The organism is Streptomyces sp. NPDC006463 (assembly GCF_042870715.1).
Classification (GTDB): Bacteria; Actinomycetota; Actinomycetes; order Streptomycetales; family Streptomycetaceae; genus Streptomyces.
Map to the genome: position 1 here is coordinate 66,919 of NZ_JBIAHP010000011.1, position 19,507 is coordinate 86,425.

General features: G+C 71.6%; 17 protein-coding genes and 2 pseudogenes. 11 read left to right on the forward strand and 8 right to left on the reverse strand.

Annotated features, from left to right (window positions below; all coding sequences use genetic code 11):
• Positions 1-61: 61 nt before the first annotated feature.
• The 3 genes and pseudogenes from ACFYOB_RS21065 to murF all read left to right on the forward strand — a co-directional run bounded on the left by ACFYOB_RS21065 (position 62) and on the right by murF (position 4,129).
• Positions 62-1,213 carry an aromatic acid exporter family protein gene (locus ACFYOB_RS21065; protein ID WP_388561540.1) on the forward strand — a complete coding sequence of 384 codons (1,152 nt, stop codon included), beginning with the start codon at positions 62-64 and terminating at the stop codon, positions 1,211-1,213.
• An 18-nt stretch (positions 1,214-1,231) separates the two neighbouring features.
• Positions 1,232-1,741 (forward strand): annotated as a pseudogene (locus ACFYOB_RS21070) (zinc-binding dehydrogenase); the annotation flags it as partial.
• Between the two features lie 993 nt (positions 1,742-2,734).
• Positions 2,735-4,129 (forward strand): UDP-N-acetylmuramoyl-tripeptide--D-alanyl-D-alanine ligase, encoded by a 1,395-nt coding sequence (gene murF / locus ACFYOB_RS21075; protein WP_388561542.1) that lies wholly within the window; start codon positions 2,735-2,737, stop codon positions 4,127-4,129.
• 62 nt (positions 4,130-4,191) lie between these two features.
• Here murF and ACFYOB_RS21080 read toward each other — a convergent pair.
• Positions 4,192-4,563: pseudogene (locus ACFYOB_RS21080) on the reverse strand (transposase family protein); the annotation flags it as partial.
• A gap of 529 nt (positions 4,564-5,092) precedes the next feature.
• Positions 5,093-6,058: a pirin family protein gene (locus ACFYOB_RS21085; protein WP_388561544.1), complete on the reverse strand. Its 966-nt coding sequence runs from the start codon at positions 6,056-6,058 to the stop codon at positions 5,093-5,095.
• A 112-nt stretch (positions 6,059-6,170) separates the two neighbouring features.
• On the opposite strand from ACFYOB_RS21085, the gene ACFYOB_RS21090 reads away from it, so the two are divergent.
• The 6 genes from ACFYOB_RS21090 to ACFYOB_RS21115 all read left to right on the forward strand — a co-directional run bounded on the left by ACFYOB_RS21090 (position 6,171) and on the right by ACFYOB_RS21115 (position 10,436).
• Positions 6,171-6,521, forward strand: coding sequence for a tetratricopeptide repeat protein (locus tag ACFYOB_RS21090; RefSeq protein ID WP_388561546.1), 351 nt, complete (start codon positions 6,171-6,173; stop codon positions 6,519-6,521).
• 91 nt (positions 6,522-6,612) lie between these two features.
• Positions 6,613-7,806, forward strand: a complete 1,194-nt coding sequence (locus ACFYOB_RS21095; RefSeq protein WP_388561954.1) for a methyltransferase — start codon at positions 6,613-6,615, stop codon at positions 7,804-7,806.
• Positions 7,807-7,834: 28 nt separating this feature from the next.
• The gene (locus tag ACFYOB_RS21100) at positions 7,835-8,587 is read left to right on the forward strand and encodes a MerR family transcriptional regulator (RefSeq protein WP_388561548.1); all 753 of its coding nucleotides are present in this window, start codon (positions 7,835-7,837) and stop codon (positions 8,585-8,587) included.
• Positions 8,588-8,806: 219 nt separating this feature from the next.
• The gene (locus tag ACFYOB_RS21105) at positions 8,807-9,364 is read left to right on the forward strand and encodes a DUF6230 family protein (protein WP_388561956.1); all 558 of its coding nucleotides are present in this window, start codon (positions 8,807-8,809) and stop codon (positions 9,362-9,364) included.
• The gene (locus ACFYOB_RS21110; protein WP_388561551.1) at positions 9,355-9,789 is read left to right on the forward strand and encodes a DUF6114 domain-containing protein; all 435 of its coding nucleotides are present in this window, start codon (positions 9,355-9,357) and stop codon (positions 9,787-9,789) included. The genes ACFYOB_RS21105 and ACFYOB_RS21110 overlap by 10 nt, the downstream gene beginning before the upstream one ends.
• Positions 9,786-10,436, forward strand: a complete 651-nt coding sequence (locus ACFYOB_RS21115; protein ID WP_388561553.1) for a hypothetical protein — start codon at positions 9,786-9,788, stop codon at positions 10,434-10,436. The genes ACFYOB_RS21110 and ACFYOB_RS21115 overlap by 4 nt, the downstream gene beginning before the upstream one ends.
• Positions 10,437-10,508: 72 nt before the next feature.
• Here ACFYOB_RS21115 and ACFYOB_RS21120 read toward each other — a convergent pair whose 3' ends face one another.
• The gene (locus tag ACFYOB_RS21120) at positions 10,509-13,265 is read right to left on the reverse strand and encodes a penicillin acylase family protein (RefSeq protein WP_388561555.1); all 2,757 of its coding nucleotides are present in this window, start codon (positions 13,263-13,265) and stop codon (positions 10,509-10,511) included.
• Positions 13,266-13,424: 159 nt separating this feature from the next.
• Between ACFYOB_RS21120 and ACFYOB_RS21125 the strand changes: the two genes are divergently transcribed.
• A complete protein-coding gene (locus tag ACFYOB_RS21125; RefSeq protein WP_388561557.1) occupies positions 13,425-13,727 on the forward strand; it encodes a DUF2087 domain-containing protein in 303 nt (100 codons plus the stop codon).
• Here the strand turns inward: ACFYOB_RS21125 and ACFYOB_RS21130 are convergent.
• Positions 13,700-14,467, reverse strand: coding sequence for a metallophosphoesterase (locus ACFYOB_RS21130; protein ID WP_388561559.1), 768 nt, complete (start codon positions 14,465-14,467; stop codon positions 13,700-13,702). The genes ACFYOB_RS21125 and ACFYOB_RS21130 overlap by 28 nt on opposite strands.
• A 154-nt stretch (positions 14,468-14,621) precedes the next feature.
• A complete protein-coding gene (locus ACFYOB_RS21135; RefSeq protein ID WP_388561958.1) occupies positions 14,622-15,218 on the reverse strand; it encodes a TetR/AcrR family transcriptional regulator in 597 nt (198 codons plus the stop codon).
• Between the two features lie 94 nt (positions 15,219-15,312).
• Between ACFYOB_RS21135 and ACFYOB_RS21140 the strand changes: the two genes are divergently transcribed.
• Positions 15,313-16,110: an SDR family NAD(P)-dependent oxidoreductase gene (locus ACFYOB_RS21140; RefSeq protein WP_388561561.1), complete on the forward strand. Its 798-nt coding sequence runs from the start codon at positions 15,313-15,315 to the stop codon at positions 16,108-16,110.
• A gap of 3 nt (positions 16,111-16,113) precedes the next feature.
• Here ACFYOB_RS21140 and ACFYOB_RS21145 read toward each other — a convergent pair whose 3' ends face one another.
• From ACFYOB_RS21145 to ACFYOB_RS21155, 3 genes are all read right to left on the reverse strand, one after another.
• Positions 16,114-17,544, reverse strand: coding sequence for a dihydrolipoyl dehydrogenase family protein (locus ACFYOB_RS21145; protein WP_388561563.1), 1,431 nt, complete (start codon positions 17,542-17,544; stop codon positions 16,114-16,116).
• A gap of 41 nt (positions 17,545-17,585) precedes the next feature.
• Positions 17,586-17,993 carry a thioredoxin family protein gene (locus ACFYOB_RS21150; RefSeq protein ID WP_388561565.1) on the reverse strand — a complete coding sequence of 136 codons (408 nt, stop codon included), beginning with the start codon at positions 17,991-17,993 and terminating at the stop codon, positions 17,586-17,588.
• Between the two features lie 62 nt (positions 17,994-18,055).
• Positions 18,056-19,495 (reverse strand): aldehyde dehydrogenase family protein, encoded by a 1,440-nt coding sequence (locus tag ACFYOB_RS21155; protein WP_388561567.1) that lies wholly within the window; start codon positions 19,493-19,495, stop codon positions 18,056-18,058.
• Positions 19,496-19,507: the final 12 nt, after the last annotated feature.

Consider the following 19,507-nt stretch of genomic DNA (forward strand, 5'->3'; position numbering starts at 1 on the left):
GTCACGTTGCTGAGCGTTGAGCGCAATCGGCGGGGCAGGCGCGCATCGGAGGTGGTCGATCTTGCCCAGAGGGGTGGAGACGGTGCGAAGGATCTGGTCGGCGGTCACGGAGCGGGCTGATTATCTACGCCGCGCGCTGCGAGGAGCCGGGAGTGAGCGGGACGAGGTCCTGCTCGGCGCGAAGACCGTGATCGCGGCGATGGCGGCGTGGGTCCTGGCGCGTTACCTGCTGCCGCCGTCAGTTGCGACGTTCGCGCCGTTCACCGCGCTGGTGGCCCTTCAGGCCACCGTGTACCGCTCGGTGCGCGACTGCCTCCAGTACGTGCTGGCCATGGCAGCGGGAGCCACGCTCGCCGCATCCCTGGCGGCGGTGGCCGGCATCCACGGGTGGACGTTCGGCCTCCTCACCCTGGCCGCCCTCTGCGTCGGCAGAATCCGGCGCTTCGGGCAGCACGGCACCCAGGTCGCCATCGTCGGCTTCTTCGCGTTCTCCTCCGGCCACGGGCAGATCAGCTACATCGGCCACCTGGTCGCGTCCGTGGGCATCGGCGCGCTCTGCGGCCTCGCCGCCCATCTCGTCCTCGCTCCCGCCCGCCACACCCACCATCGGCAGCAAGCCGTCACCGACCTCTACACCACCATGGCCCAGCGCCTCAACGACCTCGCCGACACCCTCGAAGCCAGCGATCCCGCCCGGGACCACCTGTATCAGTGGCGCCGCGACTGGCACAGGCTGTCCGCCGAATGCGAGCGCATCCGCCACACCATCGAAGCCGAGATCGAAAACGGCCGCATGAACCCCCGTCGGACCATCGCCGGCTCCGGCGAGGCGCTCCCCCGAGCTCGGGAAGCGATCACCGTCGCCGAACGCGGCATGGACCACCTGCGTTCCATGACCCGAACCCTGGACTACGCTCTCGACAGTGGAGAACTCGGGAATCTCCCGGCTCCCTTCCGGCCCCGTTTCAGCGCTGTCCTGCGCGCCGTGGCCACCGCGATGGAGGAGATCGGCCAGGCGTCCCCCACCGATCCGGACCTCCTCGACGCGAAGATCTACGAAGCAGCCGCAGAACTCGAGCGGGTGCAACAGCAGGAACGGACCGCCCCGGACGCCTCCCCGGCCGTACACGCCTTGCAGGGCACGCTCCTCACGGATGCCGGTCGCCTCCTGGCCGATCTCCGGTCGGGCTGGCCGAGCCTCGCAAGTACGTGAGGACCCTCGATTCAGCATGGCCCCACGCGGCTCTGCGGCGTCCTGGCCGCGAAGCGGCTCGGCGCCGATCGGATCATCGCGCTGGGCCGCCACCAGGTGCGGACAGACATCGCCAGGGCGTTCGGAGCGACCGACGTAGTGGCGGAGCGTGGGGAAGCGGCCGTTGAGGCCGTGCTCGAACTGACGCGCGGTCGGGGAGCGCCTGCGGTGATCGAGGCCGTGGGGACCGAACAGGCCATGCGTACGGCAGTGGGGATCGCGAGGGACGGCGGCTCGATCGGCTGCGTCGGGGTGCCTCACGGCAGTGACACGGGTCTGGAGCTGAGCGAGATCTTCGAGCGGAACATAGCCCTGCGCGGAGGCGTCGCCCTGGTACGGACGTACGTCCCGCAGCTGCTGCCGGACATCTTGGACGGGACCATCGACCCGTCGCCGGTGTTCGATCTGACGGTCGGTCTGGACGGGGTGCCAAGGGGCTACAAGGCTATGGAGGAACGCACTGCCTTGAAAGTGCTGATCCGGTACTGACACCGAGTGGGTGGGTCGTAACGTGTAGCGGTGCCGGACGTAGTCCTCGGCTGCGCTGTGTGGCGGTCGTTCTTCGGGGCCTGGGACCCAACTACGTCGCCATGACCCGCAGGCCCGAATCCAACACAGGTGGCGGTCGTCCGTCGGGACGGCTGAGGATCGCAGCCTCCAGCTCGTAGTAGCGGCCTCGCCGGAGGCTCGAGCGGGGTCGTCCTTTGGGCAGCCCGAAGATCGTACCTGGCGGGCTCCGTGCCCGGTAGGGAAGGCGGTTTTGGCATAGGTAGGCGGTATGCCCGTTGCCCCTGGCCGGGGTGCACGCTGTAGTCGCCTGAGGGAGTAGGCCGGCGTCGGAAATCGTCCCGAAGCCGCTTGTATTGCGTGAGATCGAGGGTCGGCGCTGAAGCTGTTCAGTACGAAAGGCGGCGTGACAGCTTGTTCGTGGGGTTTCTGGTCCCAGTACGGTGCGCCCACCCATGTCCTCGACATCGTCGAGTACGGCAGGCGCGGGAACCGGCCGGGACGGCACGCGTGCCCTGCGGAAGTCCACGAGCCGTTCGCGCTGCTGGTCGCACTCGTGGGCCCCAAGCAGGTGCGGTCCGCCGAGCTGCACGAGGCTGGGAGTGGAGCGCTGGGCGAGCGGTGTGCCGCGGAGCGGGACTGGCTGCCTCATCGCCGACCGCGACCGCGACGGGATCCACCAGCCGGAGGAATGGCAAGCCACCGACCGGACGGGGAGGGTCACACTGTGCGTGCGCGCGTAGCAAACAGGAGCGACGGTTCCCGTCGGGCCGACTTCCCGCTGGCCAGGACGCCGACGTAGGGGACGGAGTTCAGGTCGTGGGACATGCAGGGATGCTCCTCGGGAGGGGTGCGAAGGTCGGCCGTTGGACCGGCGCTGTGTCGGACGACGCCTATTGCGGGGCTACGGTCGTTGCATGGCTGGCGGGGCTCGAGGGCTCCGCCGGGGAGCCGCTGTACGAGGGAGTCATACACATGTTGTCCTTCTCGCTTGACGAGATTGCAGAGATCACCAACGGACGCCTGGCCGACGTGGCCAACCGGGCCGCCCGGATGACGGCCGGGGCGGTCACTGACTCCCGTGAAGTCGTCCCCGGCACTCTGTTCGTCGCCCTCGCCGGCGAGCGCGTCGACGGTCACACCTTCGCCGCGCAGACCGTGGCAGCGGGCGCTGTCGGGGTGCTGGCCACCCGCCCGGTCGGCGTCCCGGCGATCGTCGTCGAGGACGTGATCGAGGCCCTGGCCGCGCTCGGCCGCCACGCACTCGGCCAGCTCCCCGACCCGCTCGTGATCGGCCTGACCGGCTCGGCGGGCAAGACGTCCACGAAGGACCTACTGGCCCAGGTCCTTCCCGTGCTTGGGCCGACCTCGGTCACCGACCGGTCGTTCAACGGCGAGATCGGGATGCCCCTTACCCTGCTTCGCGCCGCCCCCGATACCCGGTACCTGGTGCTGGAGATGGGCGCGAGGGGCAGGGGCCACATCGCGAACCTGACGACCATCGCCCCGCCGAGGGTGGGGCTGGTCATCAACGTCGGCACCGCGCACGTCGGAGAATTCGGCGGCCGGGAGGCCATCGCGGAGGCCAAGTCCGAACTGGTGCAGGCGCTGCCCGCCGACGGTCTCGCCGTTCTCAACGCCGACGACTCCCTCGTCGCGGCCATGGCCGCCAAGACCCGCGCCCGCGTCCTGCGCTTCGGCCTCGGCCGGGGTGAGGGCGCGGACGTGTGGACCGACGACGTGCAGCTCGACTCCGAGGGCCGGCCCTCCTTCACCCTCCACCACGGCGAGGAGCACGCGGGGGTGCGCCTGGGACTGCACGGCCGGCACCACGTCATGAACGCCCTCGCTGCGGCAGCCGTGGCCCTGGGCCTGGGCGCCGGCCTGCAGGCCGTGGCCGAGCAGCTGTCGGCCGCGAAGAACTTGACCACCGGCCGTATGGAGGTCTTGACCCGCCCCGACGGGCTGAAGATCGTGAACGACGCGTTCAACGCGAACCCCGATTCGATGGCGGTGGCCCTGGCCGCGCTGGCGGCGATGGCCGGTGGACGGCGCACGGTCGCGGTGCTGGGCGAGATGAAGGAACTGGGCGAAGAGGCCCTCGACGGGCACCGGCAGGTCGGCAAGCTCGTCGCCGACTCCGGCGTCCGGATCCTGGTGGCAGTCGGAGGCGACCACGCCGAGGCGCTGGCCGAGGCCGCGCGCCGCCAGAACCCGGACCTGCAGGTGATCCGCACTCCCGACCGGGACGGCGTCCCCGGCGCCCTCGCGGGCGTCCTGGACGCCGAGGACATCGTCCTGGTCAAGGGCAGCCACAGTGTCGGCCTCGAGGCCACCGCGCTGGCCCTCGCGGCCGACACCACTGACTGACCGGGCTAAAGGGTGTTGCAGGCTCGGGCCGCCCAGGCGGGAGCGGCGGGTGACCTGCTGTTTCACCCAGCGAGGGTGAGGTTGTGCATGGTGGCGACAGCCTGGACGGCGTGGTGGAGGCTGGCGCCCCTCTGACGGCAGTCGCGGAGGATCTTCCAGGTCTTCATGCGGGCGAAGGCGTGCTCGACGCGGGCGCGGACCCGTCGGTGTTCGATGTTGTCCTCCTCCTGGCCGCGCAACAGGGCCCGGCTGGCCCTTCTACGGTGCGGGACGATCAGGCCGGTGCCGAGGTAGGCGCCGTCCGCGATCCCCCTCGTTCCGGCCGCCGCGGCCAACAGGTCCGACTCGCGCCAGGCGCGGGCGTCGGCCCTGTTGCCCGGTGCCGGCCGGCCACTGGCGACGACCAGTCGGGGGCCGACGTCGATGATGACCTGCCTGGGGACTGGCCTTGGGCGCCGAGCTGGCGGAGACCGGTCGCCGCTGCCACTACTCGGCCGACGTCGTCGGTAAGCGGCTGCGCGCCTTGCGGAGGCAGTGGAACGCCTCCAACGACCCCCACCCGAGACTGCACGGCGGACGCCGCTGCGACGACCGCTGCAGGGGTTGTCGGCTTCCTACAAGCGGTGACACCCAGGCGATCAGACTCTCGGTCCGGCCGTTGCGGAGCGCAGCGGGCAACCCGACCGGCACGTAGCCGGGAACAACTTCCAGACAAGCGCGGATCGCCGACGAAGCCGCTTCGACGTCTGTACCTGCACGAAGCCCCACCTGACGCAGCGTCAGGAAAGTCAGCATTGGGTCAGCATTCGTAGACACACACCCACCCACGGACGCCCACAGAGGGGGAAGGCCCCGCACCAGCGAAGGGCAAGCGCGGGACGCGATCGGAAGCGCCGAGGATTCATCAACCGGAAGACACCTGACTCGCGCCCCGCGGGGCCGCCTCTCTCCAGTTATCGCAGTTCAGCGCACTCGACCGCGTGGCTTGAGGTGGGTCGGGGGCAGCTCAGGAGCCGGAAGTGGAGGGCCGTCATACCCCTTCACTTCGCCGAATCTGGTCCCATCGATCCAGTCCTGGCGGGCCTGTGCGATCTCCTCATGGGACCGGCCGATCCAGTTCCAGAACATGACGATCTCCTCCTCGAACGGCTCGCCGCCCAGGAGCATCAGGCCCGCGTCCGACGAGGCTCGCAGGGGGAGCTCCGTGCGGCCGCAGCCGAGGTAGAGCATCGAGCCCGGGAGGACCGGGACGCCGTCGACGTGAGCCTCGCCCGACATGGAGAGGACCGCGTACTCGAAGTCCGGCTCCAGGGGGAGCCTGGTCTCGGTGCCCGCCGCGAGGGCCAGGTCCGCGCCGACGATCGGGGAGTACGTGGACCCGGGCGAAGTCGCCGTGTCCAGGGTGCCCAGGATGACCGTGGCGGTCAGGCCCGGGGCGGTCACGTGCGGGAGCTCCGCGTGGTGCTGGAAGTGGGGTTCCACATCACGGTGGGCCTCCGGCAGGGCCACCCACAGCTGGGCGCCGTGCAGGAAACGGGCGTGCGGGCGCGGGCTCTCCTCGGAGTGGCTGATGCCGTGCCCGGAGGTCATCAGACCCAGCTCGCGCGGACGCACCGTCGCCAGGCTCCCCACGCTGTCGCGGTGCAGCACCTCGCCCTCGTGGAGCCAGCTCACGGTCTGGAGCCCGCAGTGCGGATGCGGCGCGACCTGCATACCGGGCTCGTCGGCGATGTCGTCCGGACCGTAGTGGTCCACGAAGCACCAGGCGCCCACCATGCGGCGGCCCAGGTTCGGCAGGAGCCGGCGCACCTCTGTGGACTCCCCGAGCTTGACCGTGCGCGGGCTGAGGAGTTCGCGCACCGGTTCGGCCACGACGAAACCGCGGCCTCCGCAGGTGGAGAGAGCGGGCTGGCGATCGAGATTGCTCATGCGGACAACCTAGCCGCGAGGCGGGGGCTGCGTCGGGTGGAATGTTGCACCGGCCGGACGTGTTGGAGGCTGCGGACACACCACCTGAACGCGGAAAGGCGGAAGGGACGCGATGAACGCGCCGACGACCTACTTCGAGCACGGGACGGCAGCCGAGCGCTGGGCGCGGGCCCAGCTCTTCTTCAACGCGAGGGAGTACGCGACGGCCGCACGCATCCTGGACACGCTCGCGAGCGAGGCCCCGGAGCAGCTGGCGCCCAGGCTGCTGCTGGCCCGCGCCTACTACCACTCCGCCCAGCTCTCCCGCGCCGAGCGCGAGCTCCGCGCCATCCTGGAGCGCTGGCCGGTGGAGGACTACGCGCAGTTGATGCTCGGTCGCACGCTGGAGCGGAGCGGCCGGGGCGCCGAGGCCCGTCCGTACCTGCGGATGGCCGCCGCGATGGCCGGAGACTTCCCCGAGTAGGGGCCCGTACGGGCCGGTCGACCGCAGCCCCGGCCCCGTCCGTGCGGGGCCGGGGCTCCGCCTCGGCTAGCCTGGGACCCATATGAACCGCCTGACCACGCCCTACGGCACCTACGAGCTCACCCGCTTCCCCGAGGACCCGCGCGACCGGCTCCGCGCCTGGGACGCCGCCGATGAGTACCTGCTGCGCCACCTCGACTCCGGTACCGGGGAGCGCGGGCCGGTGGACCTGGCCGGCGCCGGGCAGATCACCGTGCTCGGGGACCGCTGGGGGGCGCTGACGACGGCGCTCGCCGCGTACCGGCCGACGCAGATCACCGACTCCTCCCTCACCCGCTCCGCCACCGCCGCGAACCTCGACCGGAACGGGATCGGGACCTCGAAGTCGACGGTGACGCTGCTGACCACGCAGGATCCGCCGCCCGGGCGGATCGACGTACTGCTGGTGCGCGTACCGAAGAGCCTGGCGCTGCTGGAGGACCAGCTGTACCGGCTGGCCCCGCACGTACATGCGGGCACCGTGGTCGTCGGCACCGGCATGGTCAAGGAGATCCACACCTCCACGCTGCGGCTCTTCGAGCGGATCCTGGGCCCGACGAAGACCTCGCTCGCCGAGAAGAAGGCCCGGCTGATCTTCTGCACGCCGGGTACCCCCGGGGCCGTGCACCCGAAGAGCGCCGGGCCGTGGCCGCTGACGTACACGGTGGACGGGGACGCGGGGTCGGGCTCCGGCCTGACGGTCGTGAACCACGCCGGGATCTTCTGCGCCGACCGGCTCGACGTCGGCACCCGCTTCTTCCTGCAGAACCTGCCGACCAACACGGACGGCGCCCGGGTCGTTGACCTGGGCTGCGGCAACGGCGTCGTCGGCACGGCGGTCCAGGTCCACGACCCGGACGCCGAGGTCGTCTTCACCGACGAGTCCTACCAGGCGGTCGCCTCGGCGCAGGCCACCTACCGGGCGAACATCCGCGAGGGCCGGCGGACCGCCGAGTTCCTCGTCGGCGACGGGGTGGCCATGCTGCCCCCGGCATCCGTCGACCTGGTGCTGAGCAACCCGCCCTTCCATTCCCACCACGCCACGACGGACGCGACGGCGCTGCGGATGTTCGCGCAGTCGCGCAAGGCCCTGCGGCCCGGCGGCGAGCTGTGGATCGTCGCCAACCGGCACATGGGGTACCACACCCACCTGCGCCGGCTCTTCGGCAACAGCGAAGTCGTCGCGAGCGAACCGAGGTTCGTGGTGCTGCGCGCGGTCAAGCAGGATCGTCCGCGGGCTATGTGACCTGCCGGTAAGACCTACACTCGGCCGCGTGAGCAGCCAGGTGGGGGACGAGAGCGGCGGCGGGCGGTACCGCCGGGAGGACGTGGCCCGCGCGGCCGGCGTCAAGGTACGCAACCTGCGCTACTACCAGGAGCGCGGGCTGCTGCCTCCGCCGCGCCGGGAGGGCCGGATCGCCTGGTACTCCGAGGACCACCTGACGCGGCTGCGGCTGATCAGCGACCTGCTGGGGCGCGGCTACACCGTCAACGGCATCGCCGAGCTCCTGCACGCCTGGGAGGACGGCGGCGGCCTGTCGCAACTGCTGGGCCTGGAACGGGAGATGACCCGGGACTGGGTACACGAGGAGCCGGTCACGATGACCCGGGCCGAGCTGCGGGAGCTGTTCGGCCCCACGGCCACCGCCGAAGACACCCGTCGGGCGGCCGAGTTGGGGTACGTGACGGTCGACGGGGACCTGGTCACCTACCCGAGCCGACGGCTGCTGGACGCGACGCTGGCGCTGGTTCGGCAGGGGGTGCCGCTGACCGAGATCCTCGACGCCGGGGATTTCGTACAGGTGCAGGCGGCGGCGCTCGCGGACCGGTTCGTCGGACTGTTCCGGCGGCATGTGATCGGTGCGCAGGGGCTGGAGCGACTTTCGGCCATGCAGCTGGAGCACATCACGGCGGCGGTGACGGCATTGAGGCCGGTGGCGGGTGAGGTCGTGGCCACGGAGTTCGCGCGGGCGATGGCACGCCGGGTGGACGCGGAGGTCGCCGAACTGCTCCGTACGGAGCAGTAGGAGTCGGCCGAAAGGGCGCGCTCGCACAACCTTGCCAACCTCCATTGGCACTCTTACATTCAACTCGTCGGTAACAACGGTGCACAGCCGAAGTTAAGGGACGATCTCATGGCAGATTCCCCCAAGTTACCCGAATCCCCCGGCGACCCCGGTGCTCCCGGCACTCCCGTCGCTCCCGGACCCGTCGACGGCCGCGTCCGCTGGCGTCGCTTCGCGGTCCTGACCGTCCCCGCCGTCGCCGTCACCGCCGGCCTCGGCATCGCCCTCGCGCAAGGCGCGCTCGCCGCCTCCTTCGCCGTCTCGGGACAGCAGTTCAAGGTGTCGGCGAAGAGCCTGGAGGGCGAGGGCTTCGCGCAGTACGGCAGCGTCGACGTCAACGCCCGCGAGGAGCTCATCCCGGTGGCGGTCACCGCCATCAAGGAGGCCAAGCTCAACAGCCTGTGCCAGTCGGTGGTCACCACGCTCCCGGTGATCGGGGACATCTCGCTCAACCTCACGGCCGGGCAGAAGAAGCCCGTGGAGGCGAGCAACCTGTTCGTCGACGCGACGCAGCTCGCCGGTGACGCGGTCTTCACCAACATCGAGATCGGCCGCGACGCCTCGACCCTCGACAAGGGGCCGGCCGACGCACAGGGGATGCAGGACCTCTTCGGCCAGCAGGCGGACAGGGTCAGCATCACCGATCTGCAGCAGACGGCGTGGGCGACAAACGCCGGTACCTTCAAGCTGTCCGGGCTCAGCATGAACATCAGCAAGGGCAAGAAGGAATGCTTCTGACCCGCTGGCGGCGTTGGCGGCGCAGCCGACCGTTCTGGGGCGGGCTGTTCGCGGTCCTGGCCGGCGCGTGGATCTGCGTCCTGCCGCTGGCGCCACTGAAGATCATGCTCCAGCAGGGCGTGGCGGGGATCCCGTCCGTCCTGATGGGCATCGTCATGATCGTGCTCGGGCTCACCGCCTGGTTCGCGCCCCCGCAGCGGAGCCTGGCCGGCGTCCTCACCACGTTGATCGCAACCGCCGCCCTGGTCCTGTCGAACCTGGGCGGCTTCCTGATCGGCACCCTGCTCGGCATTCTCGGCGGCGGCCTGATGTTCGCCTGGCAGCCGTCCGCCGCCCCCGCCCCCGCTCCCGTCCCCACCCCCGTCCCCGCTCCCTCCCCCGCGGTCCCCACGCCGCACTCCGATCCCCAAGGAGCACAGCCATGAGCCGTACGCGCACCGCTCTCGCCCTCGGGATGGCCGCCGCAGCAGGCCTGTCGGCGGCCTCGGTCACCGCCTCCGCCGCGCCCTTACCGCTGGCCGGGTCGACCACCGTCACCCCGGCCGGGGACTCCTTCAAGGCCACCCTCAGCGGGAAGGCCACCTTCAAGGCCGGGTCGGTGACGGTGACCTGTACGGTCTCCGTCGCCACCGGTACGGTGCCGGCCGCCCCCGGCAACACCAACCCGGCCGGGGCGGTCTCCTCGCCGATCTCGCCGCCCACGTACACCTCGTGCACCTCCAGCATGTGGGGCGTGACCCCCACGGTCACCACCAGCGGCTCCTGGTCGGTGTCGATGCAGAACGGCGCCCCGGCCACCGCCACCATGACCGTGCCGGTCGGCGGACTCGTCGTGCACACCACCGGCCTGGCCACCTGTACGGTGACCGCCGCCCCGGCGACCTCCGCCAACGTGCCCGGGAGCTGGACGAACGGCGCCCCGTCGAGTCTGACCTTCACCAACGCATCGGTGCCGGTCACGGTCACCGGCGGGTTCGGCTGCCCGACGAGCGCGACCACGTCCACCTTCAACGCCGTCTACCTGGTCAGCGACACCACCGACCCGGCGCAGCAGATCACCGTCGGCCCCTGACCACCACCCCGCGCACGCCGAAGCCCGCCGGTCTCCCTCGGAGCCCGGCGGGCCGTTCGTGCGTACGAGCGCTCAGCGGTGGGCGGGGAACTCCACGACCTGCTGGTACGTGGGCCTGTTCTGCCAGTTGATCTGCGGATGGCTCAGCCCGCCGACCGGCCTCTGCACGATCGAGTCCGCGCACCACTGGTTGCCCGCCGCGCAGGTCCCGTCCGCCGGGTACACGGCCGCGGGGGTGGCGGCGGCCGCCTGCTTCAGCGTGGCGGTCATGGCCTCGCGGCACGCGTCGAGCGAGCCGCCGCCGCAGTACACCTGGGACGGCGGATCGGCCACCGGCCGCCCCAGGACCATGCGCAGGTCCTCGTCCGCGTAGCTCCACCAGCCGTACTGGAAGGCCGACCCGGCATGCGAACCCGTCGGCCCGTGACCCGCGTTGGGCGGCTCGTCGACGGTCAGCGAGGCGCGCAGGGCGTCGTACAGCGGGGCGCCGAGGCCCGGCTTGAACTCGGCTTCGATCAGCAGCGGCCACCAGGCGTCCATGATCCGGACGGCGTCCGCGTGCGCGTACGTCTTCGAGCCCTGGGCGGTCTCCTTGCGCTTCGCGCCGCTCGCCTGCCACGCGGCCAGCTTGTCGATCGCCGCGGTCACGGCCGGATCCGCGCTGGGCGCGCTGCGCAGGACGGCGAGGAGCTCGGGCAGCAGGTTCTCGGCGCGCAGGTCGGTGACGGCGGCCTCGGCCATGGCCTGGGTGAGCTTGGCCCGGGTCACCGCGCCCGCAGCGACGAGCGGCTTCACCCGGCGGTCGAGGAGGTCACCGCGGTGGACGGCGCCCATCCCGAAGCCGGCCGCGCTGTAGTCCTTGGCCTGCTTGTTGTTCCAACTGACGTAGTAGTCCTGGCCGATGGACTGCGGATGCTCGGCGGGCGGGGTGTAGGCGGCGGTGTTCGCGGCCGGGTCGAAGCCCTGCCACTCGTACGCCTGCGCGGCGTGCACGGGCAGGGCCGCGTCCACGCCCGCCGCACGGACGGGGTTCAGCCCGCTGTTGTAGTAGGCGGCTTCGCGCGAGTCGGCGTAGAACCAGTTGAAGGCGTAGCCGATGTGCTCGGCCGCCTGCTGGAAGGTGCGGGCGTCCTTGACGTAGGAGGGGTCGTTCAGCATCTGGAAGCCGATGATCGAGTCGGCCTCGTGGCGGTAGGTGGAACGCAGCGCGGTGTAGGCGACGGGCTTGCCGGCGACGGTGGCGCGGTGGGTGACGATGCCGTAGTTCGTGCGCCGGACCTGCATCCGGTAGGAGCCGTCGGGGGTCGGGTCGGCGACGGACTTCTTCCAGGCGTTGGTGTGCTCCAGCTTCTCCATGGGGGTGCAGGTACCGCGGTAGAGGTACGAGGTGCTCGCCTTCGTCGGCGCCCCGCCGCCGGGCTCGCACAGCTCGACGGCGAAGGTGTCGGTGATGTCCTGCCCGGCGGAGGTGGCGCTCCACGCGTAGTCCTGGCCGCGCCCGAGCTGCACGTACATGCTGACGCCCGCGAAGGAGGCGCCGCGGGCGCTGATGCCGGGGCCCTGGAGTTCCTGGAGCATCAGGAGCTGGGGCGCCAGGTAGCCGGTCTGCGGTCCGAAGACGGCGAGCGGGTGGCCGCTCGCGGTGTGGGCTCCGGAGACGAGCAGGGCGTTGGACATGCTCTGCTTCACCGGCTTGGGCGGGTCTGCGGCCTCTTCGGCGGTCGCGGCGCCCGTACGGTCGTACACGAGCTGCTCGGGGACCACGGAGCCGGCGTCCGGGAGGGCGGTGCCCTGCGGGTTCGCGGGCTTCCGGGCGTACGGGAAGCTCGTACCGTCGTGGACGGTGAGCACGGCCTCGGGGTCGTTGCGCTGGCGGAAGGACTCCCAGACCCGGGTGCCCTCCTCCAGCCCGTACTTCTGCTGCGCGGACAGCAGGGACAGCGCGGCCTGCACCTCGCCGCCGCCCCCTCCGCCGAACAGGCCGCCGACGACGGAAGCCAGGGCGATCAGGTCGGTGATCTTGAAGGGCTGGATCTCACCGGCGTTGGTGACGGAGTCGATGTGGCCGGTGAGGACGTACTCGCCGGGGAAGTAGCGCCCGTTCTTGGACTGGGTGCGGTAAAGGTTGATGCCGTCGACGTAGGCCTGCGCGTCCTCCATCGCCAGGCGTCCGCGCTCGCCCTCGGTGGTGCGGATCCGGTCCACCTGGGCCTGGAGGTCGACCTCGGTGTACGGGGCCTGCGGCCAGAACTGCTGCTCCAGGCCCTGGTTGGCGAGGGCGCCGCCCGCGAAGGGGGTCAGGTCGCCGCGCCCCACGTGCCGGAAGAGGTCCATCTGCCAGAGCCGGTCCTGGGCGGCGGCGTAGCCCGCGCCGAAGGAAGTGCCGTAGCGGGTGGTGCCCTTGACGTGGGGGACGCCGGTCTTCTTGTCGCGGGTGATGGTGACGTCGGGGCGCGGGCTGGCGGTGGACTCGACCTGGTCGGCCGGCACGCCGAAGGCGGCGGTGTTGAAGAAGTCGTTGACCTTGGCGTCGGTGAGGCCGGGGTAGCCGGCCACCAGGGAGTCGTAGCGCGCCAGTTGGTCCGAGGTGTGGGCGGGCATCGTGCCGAACGCCTTGTGCAGGAGGATCTGCGCGAGGGTGGCGTTGCCGTTCTGGCCGGGGGGCAGGATGTCCGAGCACTGGCCGCCGCAGTAGTCGGCGACGGGGAGCGGTACGGGGTCGCCGGGTGCGGCGGCGGACGCGGGTGCGAGGGGGGAGAGCAGGGCCGCGGCGAGGGCGATCAGCCCGGTGGCGACGGCGGTTCTCAGGCGAGCGGTGGGACGTCGCATACGTGCTCCTCCGTGGGGGGCAGGTACCGGTCACGGGGGAGGGTACTGGCGGGACTACCACTCAGTAAGATGAATGACCGTCACTTTTTGTTCCGTCGAGTTGCTCCGAGCCGGAAATTGCGTTGCCCCGCGGGAGGGCGGCGGGTGAAGCTCGCGGACATGTCACAGAGCACCGAACACCAGCAGTCCCCCTCCCCGGCACGGCGGGACGTCTCCGACCTCTTCTCCGGCGGGCGCCTCGTCGCCATCCCCCGCAAGGCGGCCCGGCGCGAGCAACTGCTCGCCCACCTCACCGAAACGCTGTTCGCGGTGGACCGCGAGTACACGGAGCCCGAGGTGAACGACGCGCTGCGCACGGTGCACGAGGACTGCTCGGCACTGCGGCGCTATCTGATCACCTCGGGCCGTCTCACCCGCACCCGGGACGGCAGTTGCTACCGGCGGGCGACGACCACACGGTAGTGGGTGGTCAGCCGCCCGTCCTCGCCCAGCACGTGGAACGCGACGGCAGGCGGCTCGTCGAGGTGGACGTGGTGGTCGGGCCCCGCCTGGATCTCCCAGGGGAGCCGGAGGGTGGAGACCACACCGGGCGCCACCAGCAGCGGGTGGCCGGCGAAGGTGGTGGCGGCCGCGGTGTGGGCGTGCCCGCACAGGAACGCGGTGAGGTGCGGGTGCCGTTCGGTGAGCGCCGCGAGCCGCTCCTCGCCGAACTGCCGGATCCCGTCGACGTACGGGGTGTGCAGCGGGACCGGAGGGTGGTGGAAGGCGACCAGTACCGGCGTGTCGCGCGGGGTGTCGGACAGTACGCCGTCCAGCCAGGCCACCGTGGACTCCTCCAGCAGGCCGTGGTGTTCGCCGGGGACGGACGAGTCGCACACGGCGAGCACGAAGCCGTTCCCGCGCAGCACCTGGTCGACCGGAGCCGCGGAAACGTCGGTCCCCTCCCCCAACAGCCCCTGCCGGAAGGCGGCCCGCTCGTCGTGGTTGCCGGGGCAGACGACCACGGGATGCCGCGAAGCCAGCAGCTTGGCGGCCTCCTCGTACTCGGCGGGGGCGGCGTGGTCGGCTATGTCCCCGCTCACCAGAACCGCGTCAAGGTCGTAGGGCAGGGCGTCGAGGTATTCCATGACGGCGCGGGTTCGGTCGGCTGCCCGCGGGCCGCCGTCGAGGTGGATGTCGCTGAGGTGGGCGATCACGATCACGGGCGATGCCTCTTTCGTCTCTGGTCCACACGTGCGTACGCCACATTCAACACATCGCGGAGATCATTTATCCAGGCGGTTCACGTCAGGTGCCCGCGCTCCCGCGGCTTCGCCCACATGGGACGCTCCGGCACTTCACGGACCTCACGCCCCGTCACCGGCTGAGCCCCAGGCCGGTCAGCAGCACGTCGAGGGCGAGCTCGGTCGCCTCCGGCAGAGGGGTGTCGTCGAGGAGGGATCCAAGGGCCAGCGTCGCCAGGCCGTGCAGGGTGGAGAAGGCGACTTGGGCGAGGCGGGCGGGGTCGCCCGCGCGCACGGCGCCGCCCTCCCGCTGCGCCTGCGCGATGAGCTCGGCGGTGGTGTCCAGGCTCCGGTGCCCGAGCTCCTTCAGTTCCGCGCTGGAGTCGTCGGCGTGCTTGGCCGTGAACATCAGGTTCAGCAGGGGCGCATGGGTGACGGCGAAGTCCACGTACGCCCGTCCCAGTTCGGCCAGGCGCGCCGTAACGGGGCCGGGGACTTCGGCCGCGGTCCGCAGACGCTCGTTCAGCCGGGTGAAGCCGCTGACGGCGAGGGCATCCAGTAGCGCCTGCCGGTCACGGAAGTGACGGGACGGCGCGGCGTGGCTCACGCCCAGATCGCGCGCCAGGGCCCGCAGGGACAGGCCGTCCACGCCCGACTCGGTGAGGACGGCCTCCGCGCGCTCCAGTAGAGCGGCCCTGAGGTTGCCGTGGTGGTAGGACCCCTCGGTCAAGGCGGTCACCCTTCTCGCTATGTTGGCATTGACTACAATGATGACGCCGCCTACATTCGATTATCACCAACGCGTGGAAACGGAGCAGACGACCATGCCTATGACATACCAGGGGACCGTGGCCCTGATCACCGGGGCGAGCGCCGGTCTCGGTGTCGAGTTCGCCCGCCAGTGGGCCGAGCGCGGCGCGGACGTCGTACTCGTCGCCAGGCGCCTCGACCGGCTCGAAGAGCTCGCGACGAGCCTGGAGAAGCGATACGGCGTCAACGCCCACGCGATCGCCGCCGACCTCGCCCGGCCGGGTGCCGCGGCCGCACTGCGCGCGGAGCTCGACGCCCGCGGGATCCCGGTCCACACCCTCATCAACAACGCCGGCTTCGGCAGCTACGGCCCCTTCGTCCGCCAGGACGTGTCGCAGATCAACGAGATGATCCAGCTCAACGTCGTAGCCGTCACCGAGCTCACCCGGACGTTCCTGCCCGATCTGGCGGCCGACGGCCGTGGCGCCCTGGTCACCGTCGCAAGCGCCGCGGCCTACCAGCCGACCCCCGCGATGGCGATCTACGGCGCCACCAAGGCCTTCGTGCTCAGCTTCACCGAGGCCGTCGGCTACGAGACACGCACCTCTCCGCTGCGGGTGCTCGCCGTATCACCGGGCCCGGTCGGCACCGAGTTCTTCGACGTCGTCGGCAGCCGCAACGCAGCCGTCGGCCGGATGGCCACCCCTGAGCAGGTCGTGACCGCCACGCGCCGCGCGCTGGAACGCCGCAAGACCCCGCCCAGCATCGTCGCCGGCCTCGGCAACCGCATCTCCACCCTCGCCTCCGCCCTGACGCCCCGTCGCGTCACTCTGGCGGTATCGGGGCGGATCCTGAAGGCCTCCACCTCCTGACTCCTACACCCGGTACGTCTCCAGCAGGCGCAGCCAGATCTCACTGATCGTGGGGAAGGCCGGGACCGCGTGCCACAGCCGCGCGATCGGCACCTCCCCCGCCACCGCGACCGTCGCCGCGTGGAGCAGCTCGGCGGCGCCCGGGCCGACGAAGGTGGCCCCGAGGAGGACCTCGCGCTCCAGGTCGACGACCATCCGGGCCCGGCCGCGATAGCCGTCGGCGTACAGACCGGCGCCGGAGACCTTGGACAGGTCGTAGTCGACGGCGCGCACCCGGTGCCCCGCCCGTTCGGCCTCGGCCAGGCTGAGGCCCACCGCGGCGGCCTCCGGGTCGGTGAAGACCACCTGCGGGACGGCCCGCGTGTCGGCGGTCGCGACGTGCGCACCCCAGGGTCCGGTGTCGAGCGGGGCCGTGCCCGCCGCGCGGGCGGCGATGGCGGCCCCCGCCATCCGGGCCTGGTACTTGCCCTGGTGGGTCAGGAGCGCTCGGTGGTTCACGTCTCCGACGGCGTACAGCCAGTCGTGCCCCGGCACCCGGCAGCTGTCGTCGACCCCGATCCACTCCCCCGCGGGCAGCCCGACGGTGTCCAGCCCGATGTCATCGGTCCGCGGCGAACGGCCCGTCGCCATCAGCAGTTCGTCGCCCTCCAGCATCTCGCCGCCCTCCAGCACCACCGTGACGGGCCCGGTGGAGCCGTTCCGTACGACCGCCTCGACGGCCACACCCGTACGGACCACCACGCCCGCCTCGCGCAGCGCGTCGGCGACCAGCTCGCCCGCGAAGGACTCCATCCGCGGCAGCAGCCGCGGGCCGCGCACGAGTACGGTGACCTGCGAGCCGAGGCCCTGCCACGCCGTGGCCATCTCGGCGGCGACCACGGAACCGCCCACGATCAGCAGCCTGCCGGGCACCTCCTGCGCGGAGGTCGCCTCCCGGCTCGTCCAGGGCCGGGCCCCGGCGAGCCCCGGCACGTCGGGGACCACCGCCCGGGTTCCCGTGGCGATCACCACCGCGTGGCGGGCGGACAGCACGTGGTGCTCGCCCTCGGGGCCGGCGACGGCGACCTTGCGGACCCCGTCGAGCCTGCCGTGGCCCCGGTACACATGGGCACCGATCGAGTCGAGCCAGTCGATCTGGCCCTCGTCCTTCCAGTTCCCGGTCCAGTAGTCGCGGTGCGCGAACACCGCCGCCGAGTCCAGCGGCCCCGCCGCGGCCGCCGCCAGCCCCGGCACCCGGCGCGCGTCGGCCCGGGCGAGCACCGGGCGCAGCAGCGCCTTGCTCGGGACGCAGGCCCAGTACGAGCACTCACCGCCCACGAGCTCGCTCTCCACGAGGGCGGTACTCAGCCCGGCGGCGCGGGTCCGGTCGACGATGTTCTCGCCCGCCGGTCCCCCGCCGAGCACCACGACGTCGTACTCCACGGCTTCAGTCATGCGGATCAGTGTCACCGCCCGCCGGGGGCGGCGTCACGCAATCAGGCCTCCGGCGTGCCCGTGTCCTGCGCTCCGGCGTCCTGGGCACCCTTCTGCTCGGCGGCGATCTTCGCGCGCACCTCGTCCATGTCGAGGGCGCGGGCCTGCCCGATGAGGTCCGTCAGCGCAGCCTCCGGCAGGGCGCCGGGCTGGGCGAAGATGGCCACCTGGTCCCGGACGATCATCAGGGTCGGGATCGAGGTGATCTGGAAAGCACCCGCCAGCTCCTGCTGCGCCTCGGTGTCCACCTTGGCGAAGACGAGGTCGGGGTTGGCCTCCGAGGCCTTCTCGTAGACCGGGGCGAACTGCAGGCACGGCCGGCACCAGCCCGCCCAGAAATCGATCAGCACGAACGGGTTCTCGCTGACCGTCTGGTCGAAGTTTTCCTTGGTGAGCTCGACTGTAGCCACGGTTTCCAGACCTCCTGATTGAGCCTTCTGATCCTTGAACGAACGACCTGCCGTCGGCATTCCTAGAAGGGGTGACCCGCGGGGATGGCGCGGGTCGTGGTCCAGCGCAGTTCCGTGAAGGCGTCCAGGTTCGCCTCGCCCCCGAAACGGGCACCGGTGCCGGAGGCACCCACACCGCCGAACGGGGCGACGGCCTCGTCGTTGACCGTCTGGTCGTTGACGTGCGCGATCCCGGTCGGGATGCGTTCGGCCAGGTCCAGCCCGCGCGCCGCGTCCCTGGTCACGATCCCGAGGGAGAGACCGTACGGACCCGCCGAGGCCAGGGCCACCGCCTCCTCCTCCGTCGCGAAGGAGCGTACGGGCGCGACCGGGCCGAAGACCTCCTCCGCGTAGGCGGGCGTGTCGTCGGCGACGCCGGCCAGCACCGTCGGGCGGTAGAAGAGGTCCCGGTGGGTACCGCCCGCGACGAGCTTGGCGCCCTGCCCGGTGCTGGCCTCCACCAGGGCGTGTACGCGCTCCACCTGGGCCCGGTCGATCAGCGGGCCCAGGTGGACCTGCTCGCGGTACGGGTCCCCCACGGCCAGCGCCTCGGCGCGCACGGCGAGGCGCTCCACGTACTCGTCGTAGAGCGAGGCGTGGACGAGGTGGCGTCCGGCGGTCATGCAGATCTGGCCCTGGTGGAAGAAGGAACCCCAGGAAGCCTGGGCCACGGCGGCCTCGACATCGGCGTCGCGGAGCACGACGAGGGCCGAGTTCCCGCCCAACTCCAGGTGGGCGCGGGTGAGATGACGGCCCGCCAGCTCCGCGACCGACCGGCCCGCGGCGGTGGATCCGGTGAAGGACACCACCCGCACCCGGGGGTCGGCGACCACCGCGGCCCCGGTCTCGGCGCCCCCCGGCAGGACCTGCAGCAGCCCGCCCGGCAGACCGGCCTCGGCGAACACGGCGGCCAGGGCCAGGCCGCCGCAGACGGCGGTGCGCCGGTCCGGCTTGAGCAGCACCGCGTTGCCGAGGGCCAGCGCGGGCGCGACCGAGCGGCTCGCGAGGATCAGCGGGGCGTTGAACGGGGCCACGACCCCGACCACCCCGGCCGGCACCCGCCGGGTGAAGGACAGCCGGGGCGCCTCGCTCGGCAGCACCTGCCCGGTGGGGCGCGAGGCCAGAGCGGCGGCCTCGTAGCACTCCTGCGCGGCGACGTGCAGCTCGAAGTCGGCCTTGCCCGGTATCGAACCGGACTCCCGCACCAGCCACTCCCGCAGTTCCCCGGCGTGCGCGGCGAACAGGTCCCCGGCGCGGCGCAGCACGGCCGCGCGCTCCAGGTGGGTGGCGCGCGCCCAGTCGTGCTGCGCGGCCTGGGCCCGTAGGGCGGCGTCCGCCACGTCGGCGGGGGCGGCCAGGTCGACGGTGGCGAGGGTACGGCCGGTGGCGGGTTCGACGACCGCGGCGGCGCCGCCGGTGAGGGTGGGTCCGTCCTGCCAGAGCGTCGGATCGAGAAGCGGCATGGCGCGGGGCCT

Excerpts from the sequence above, each read along its gene's own strand:
- ACFYOB_RS21145 (WP_388561563.1), bottom strand. The coding sequence starts at position 17,544 with ATGACTGAAGCCGTGGAGTACGACGTCGTGGTGCTCGGCGGGGGACCG.
- ACFYOB_RS21085 (WP_388561544.1), bottom strand. The coding sequence starts at position 6,058 with ATGAGCAATCTCGATCGCCAGCCCGCTCTCTCCACCTGCGGAGGCCGC.
- ACFYOB_RS21120 (WP_388561555.1), bottom strand. The coding sequence starts at position 13,265 with ATGCGACGTCCCACCGCTCGCCTGAGAACCGCCGTCGCCACCGGGCTG.
- ACFYOB_RS21125 (WP_388561557.1), top strand. The coding sequence starts at position 13,425 with ATGTCACAGAGCACCGAACACCAGCAGTCCCCCTCCCCGGCACGGCGG.
- murF (WP_388561542.1), top strand. The coding sequence starts at position 2,735 with ATGTTGTCCTTCTCGCTTGACGAGATTGCAGAGATCACCAACGGACGC.
- ACFYOB_RS21115 (WP_388561553.1), top strand. The coding sequence starts at position 9,786 with ATGAGCCGTACGCGCACCGCTCTCGCCCTCGGGATGGCCGCCGCAGCA.
- ACFYOB_RS21090 (WP_388561546.1), top strand. The coding sequence starts at position 6,171 with ATGAACGCGCCGACGACCTACTTCGAGCACGGGACGGCAGCCGAGCGC.
- ACFYOB_RS21110 (WP_388561551.1), top strand. The coding sequence starts at position 9,355 with ATGCTTCTGACCCGCTGGCGGCGTTGGCGGCGCAGCCGACCGTTCTGG.
- ACFYOB_RS21140 (WP_388561561.1), top strand. The coding sequence starts at position 15,313 with ATGCCTATGACATACCAGGGGACCGTGGCCCTGATCACCGGGGCGAGC.
- ACFYOB_RS21155 (WP_388561567.1), bottom strand. The coding sequence starts at position 19,495 with ATGCCGCTTCTCGATCCGACGCTCTGGCAGGACGGACCCACCCTCACC.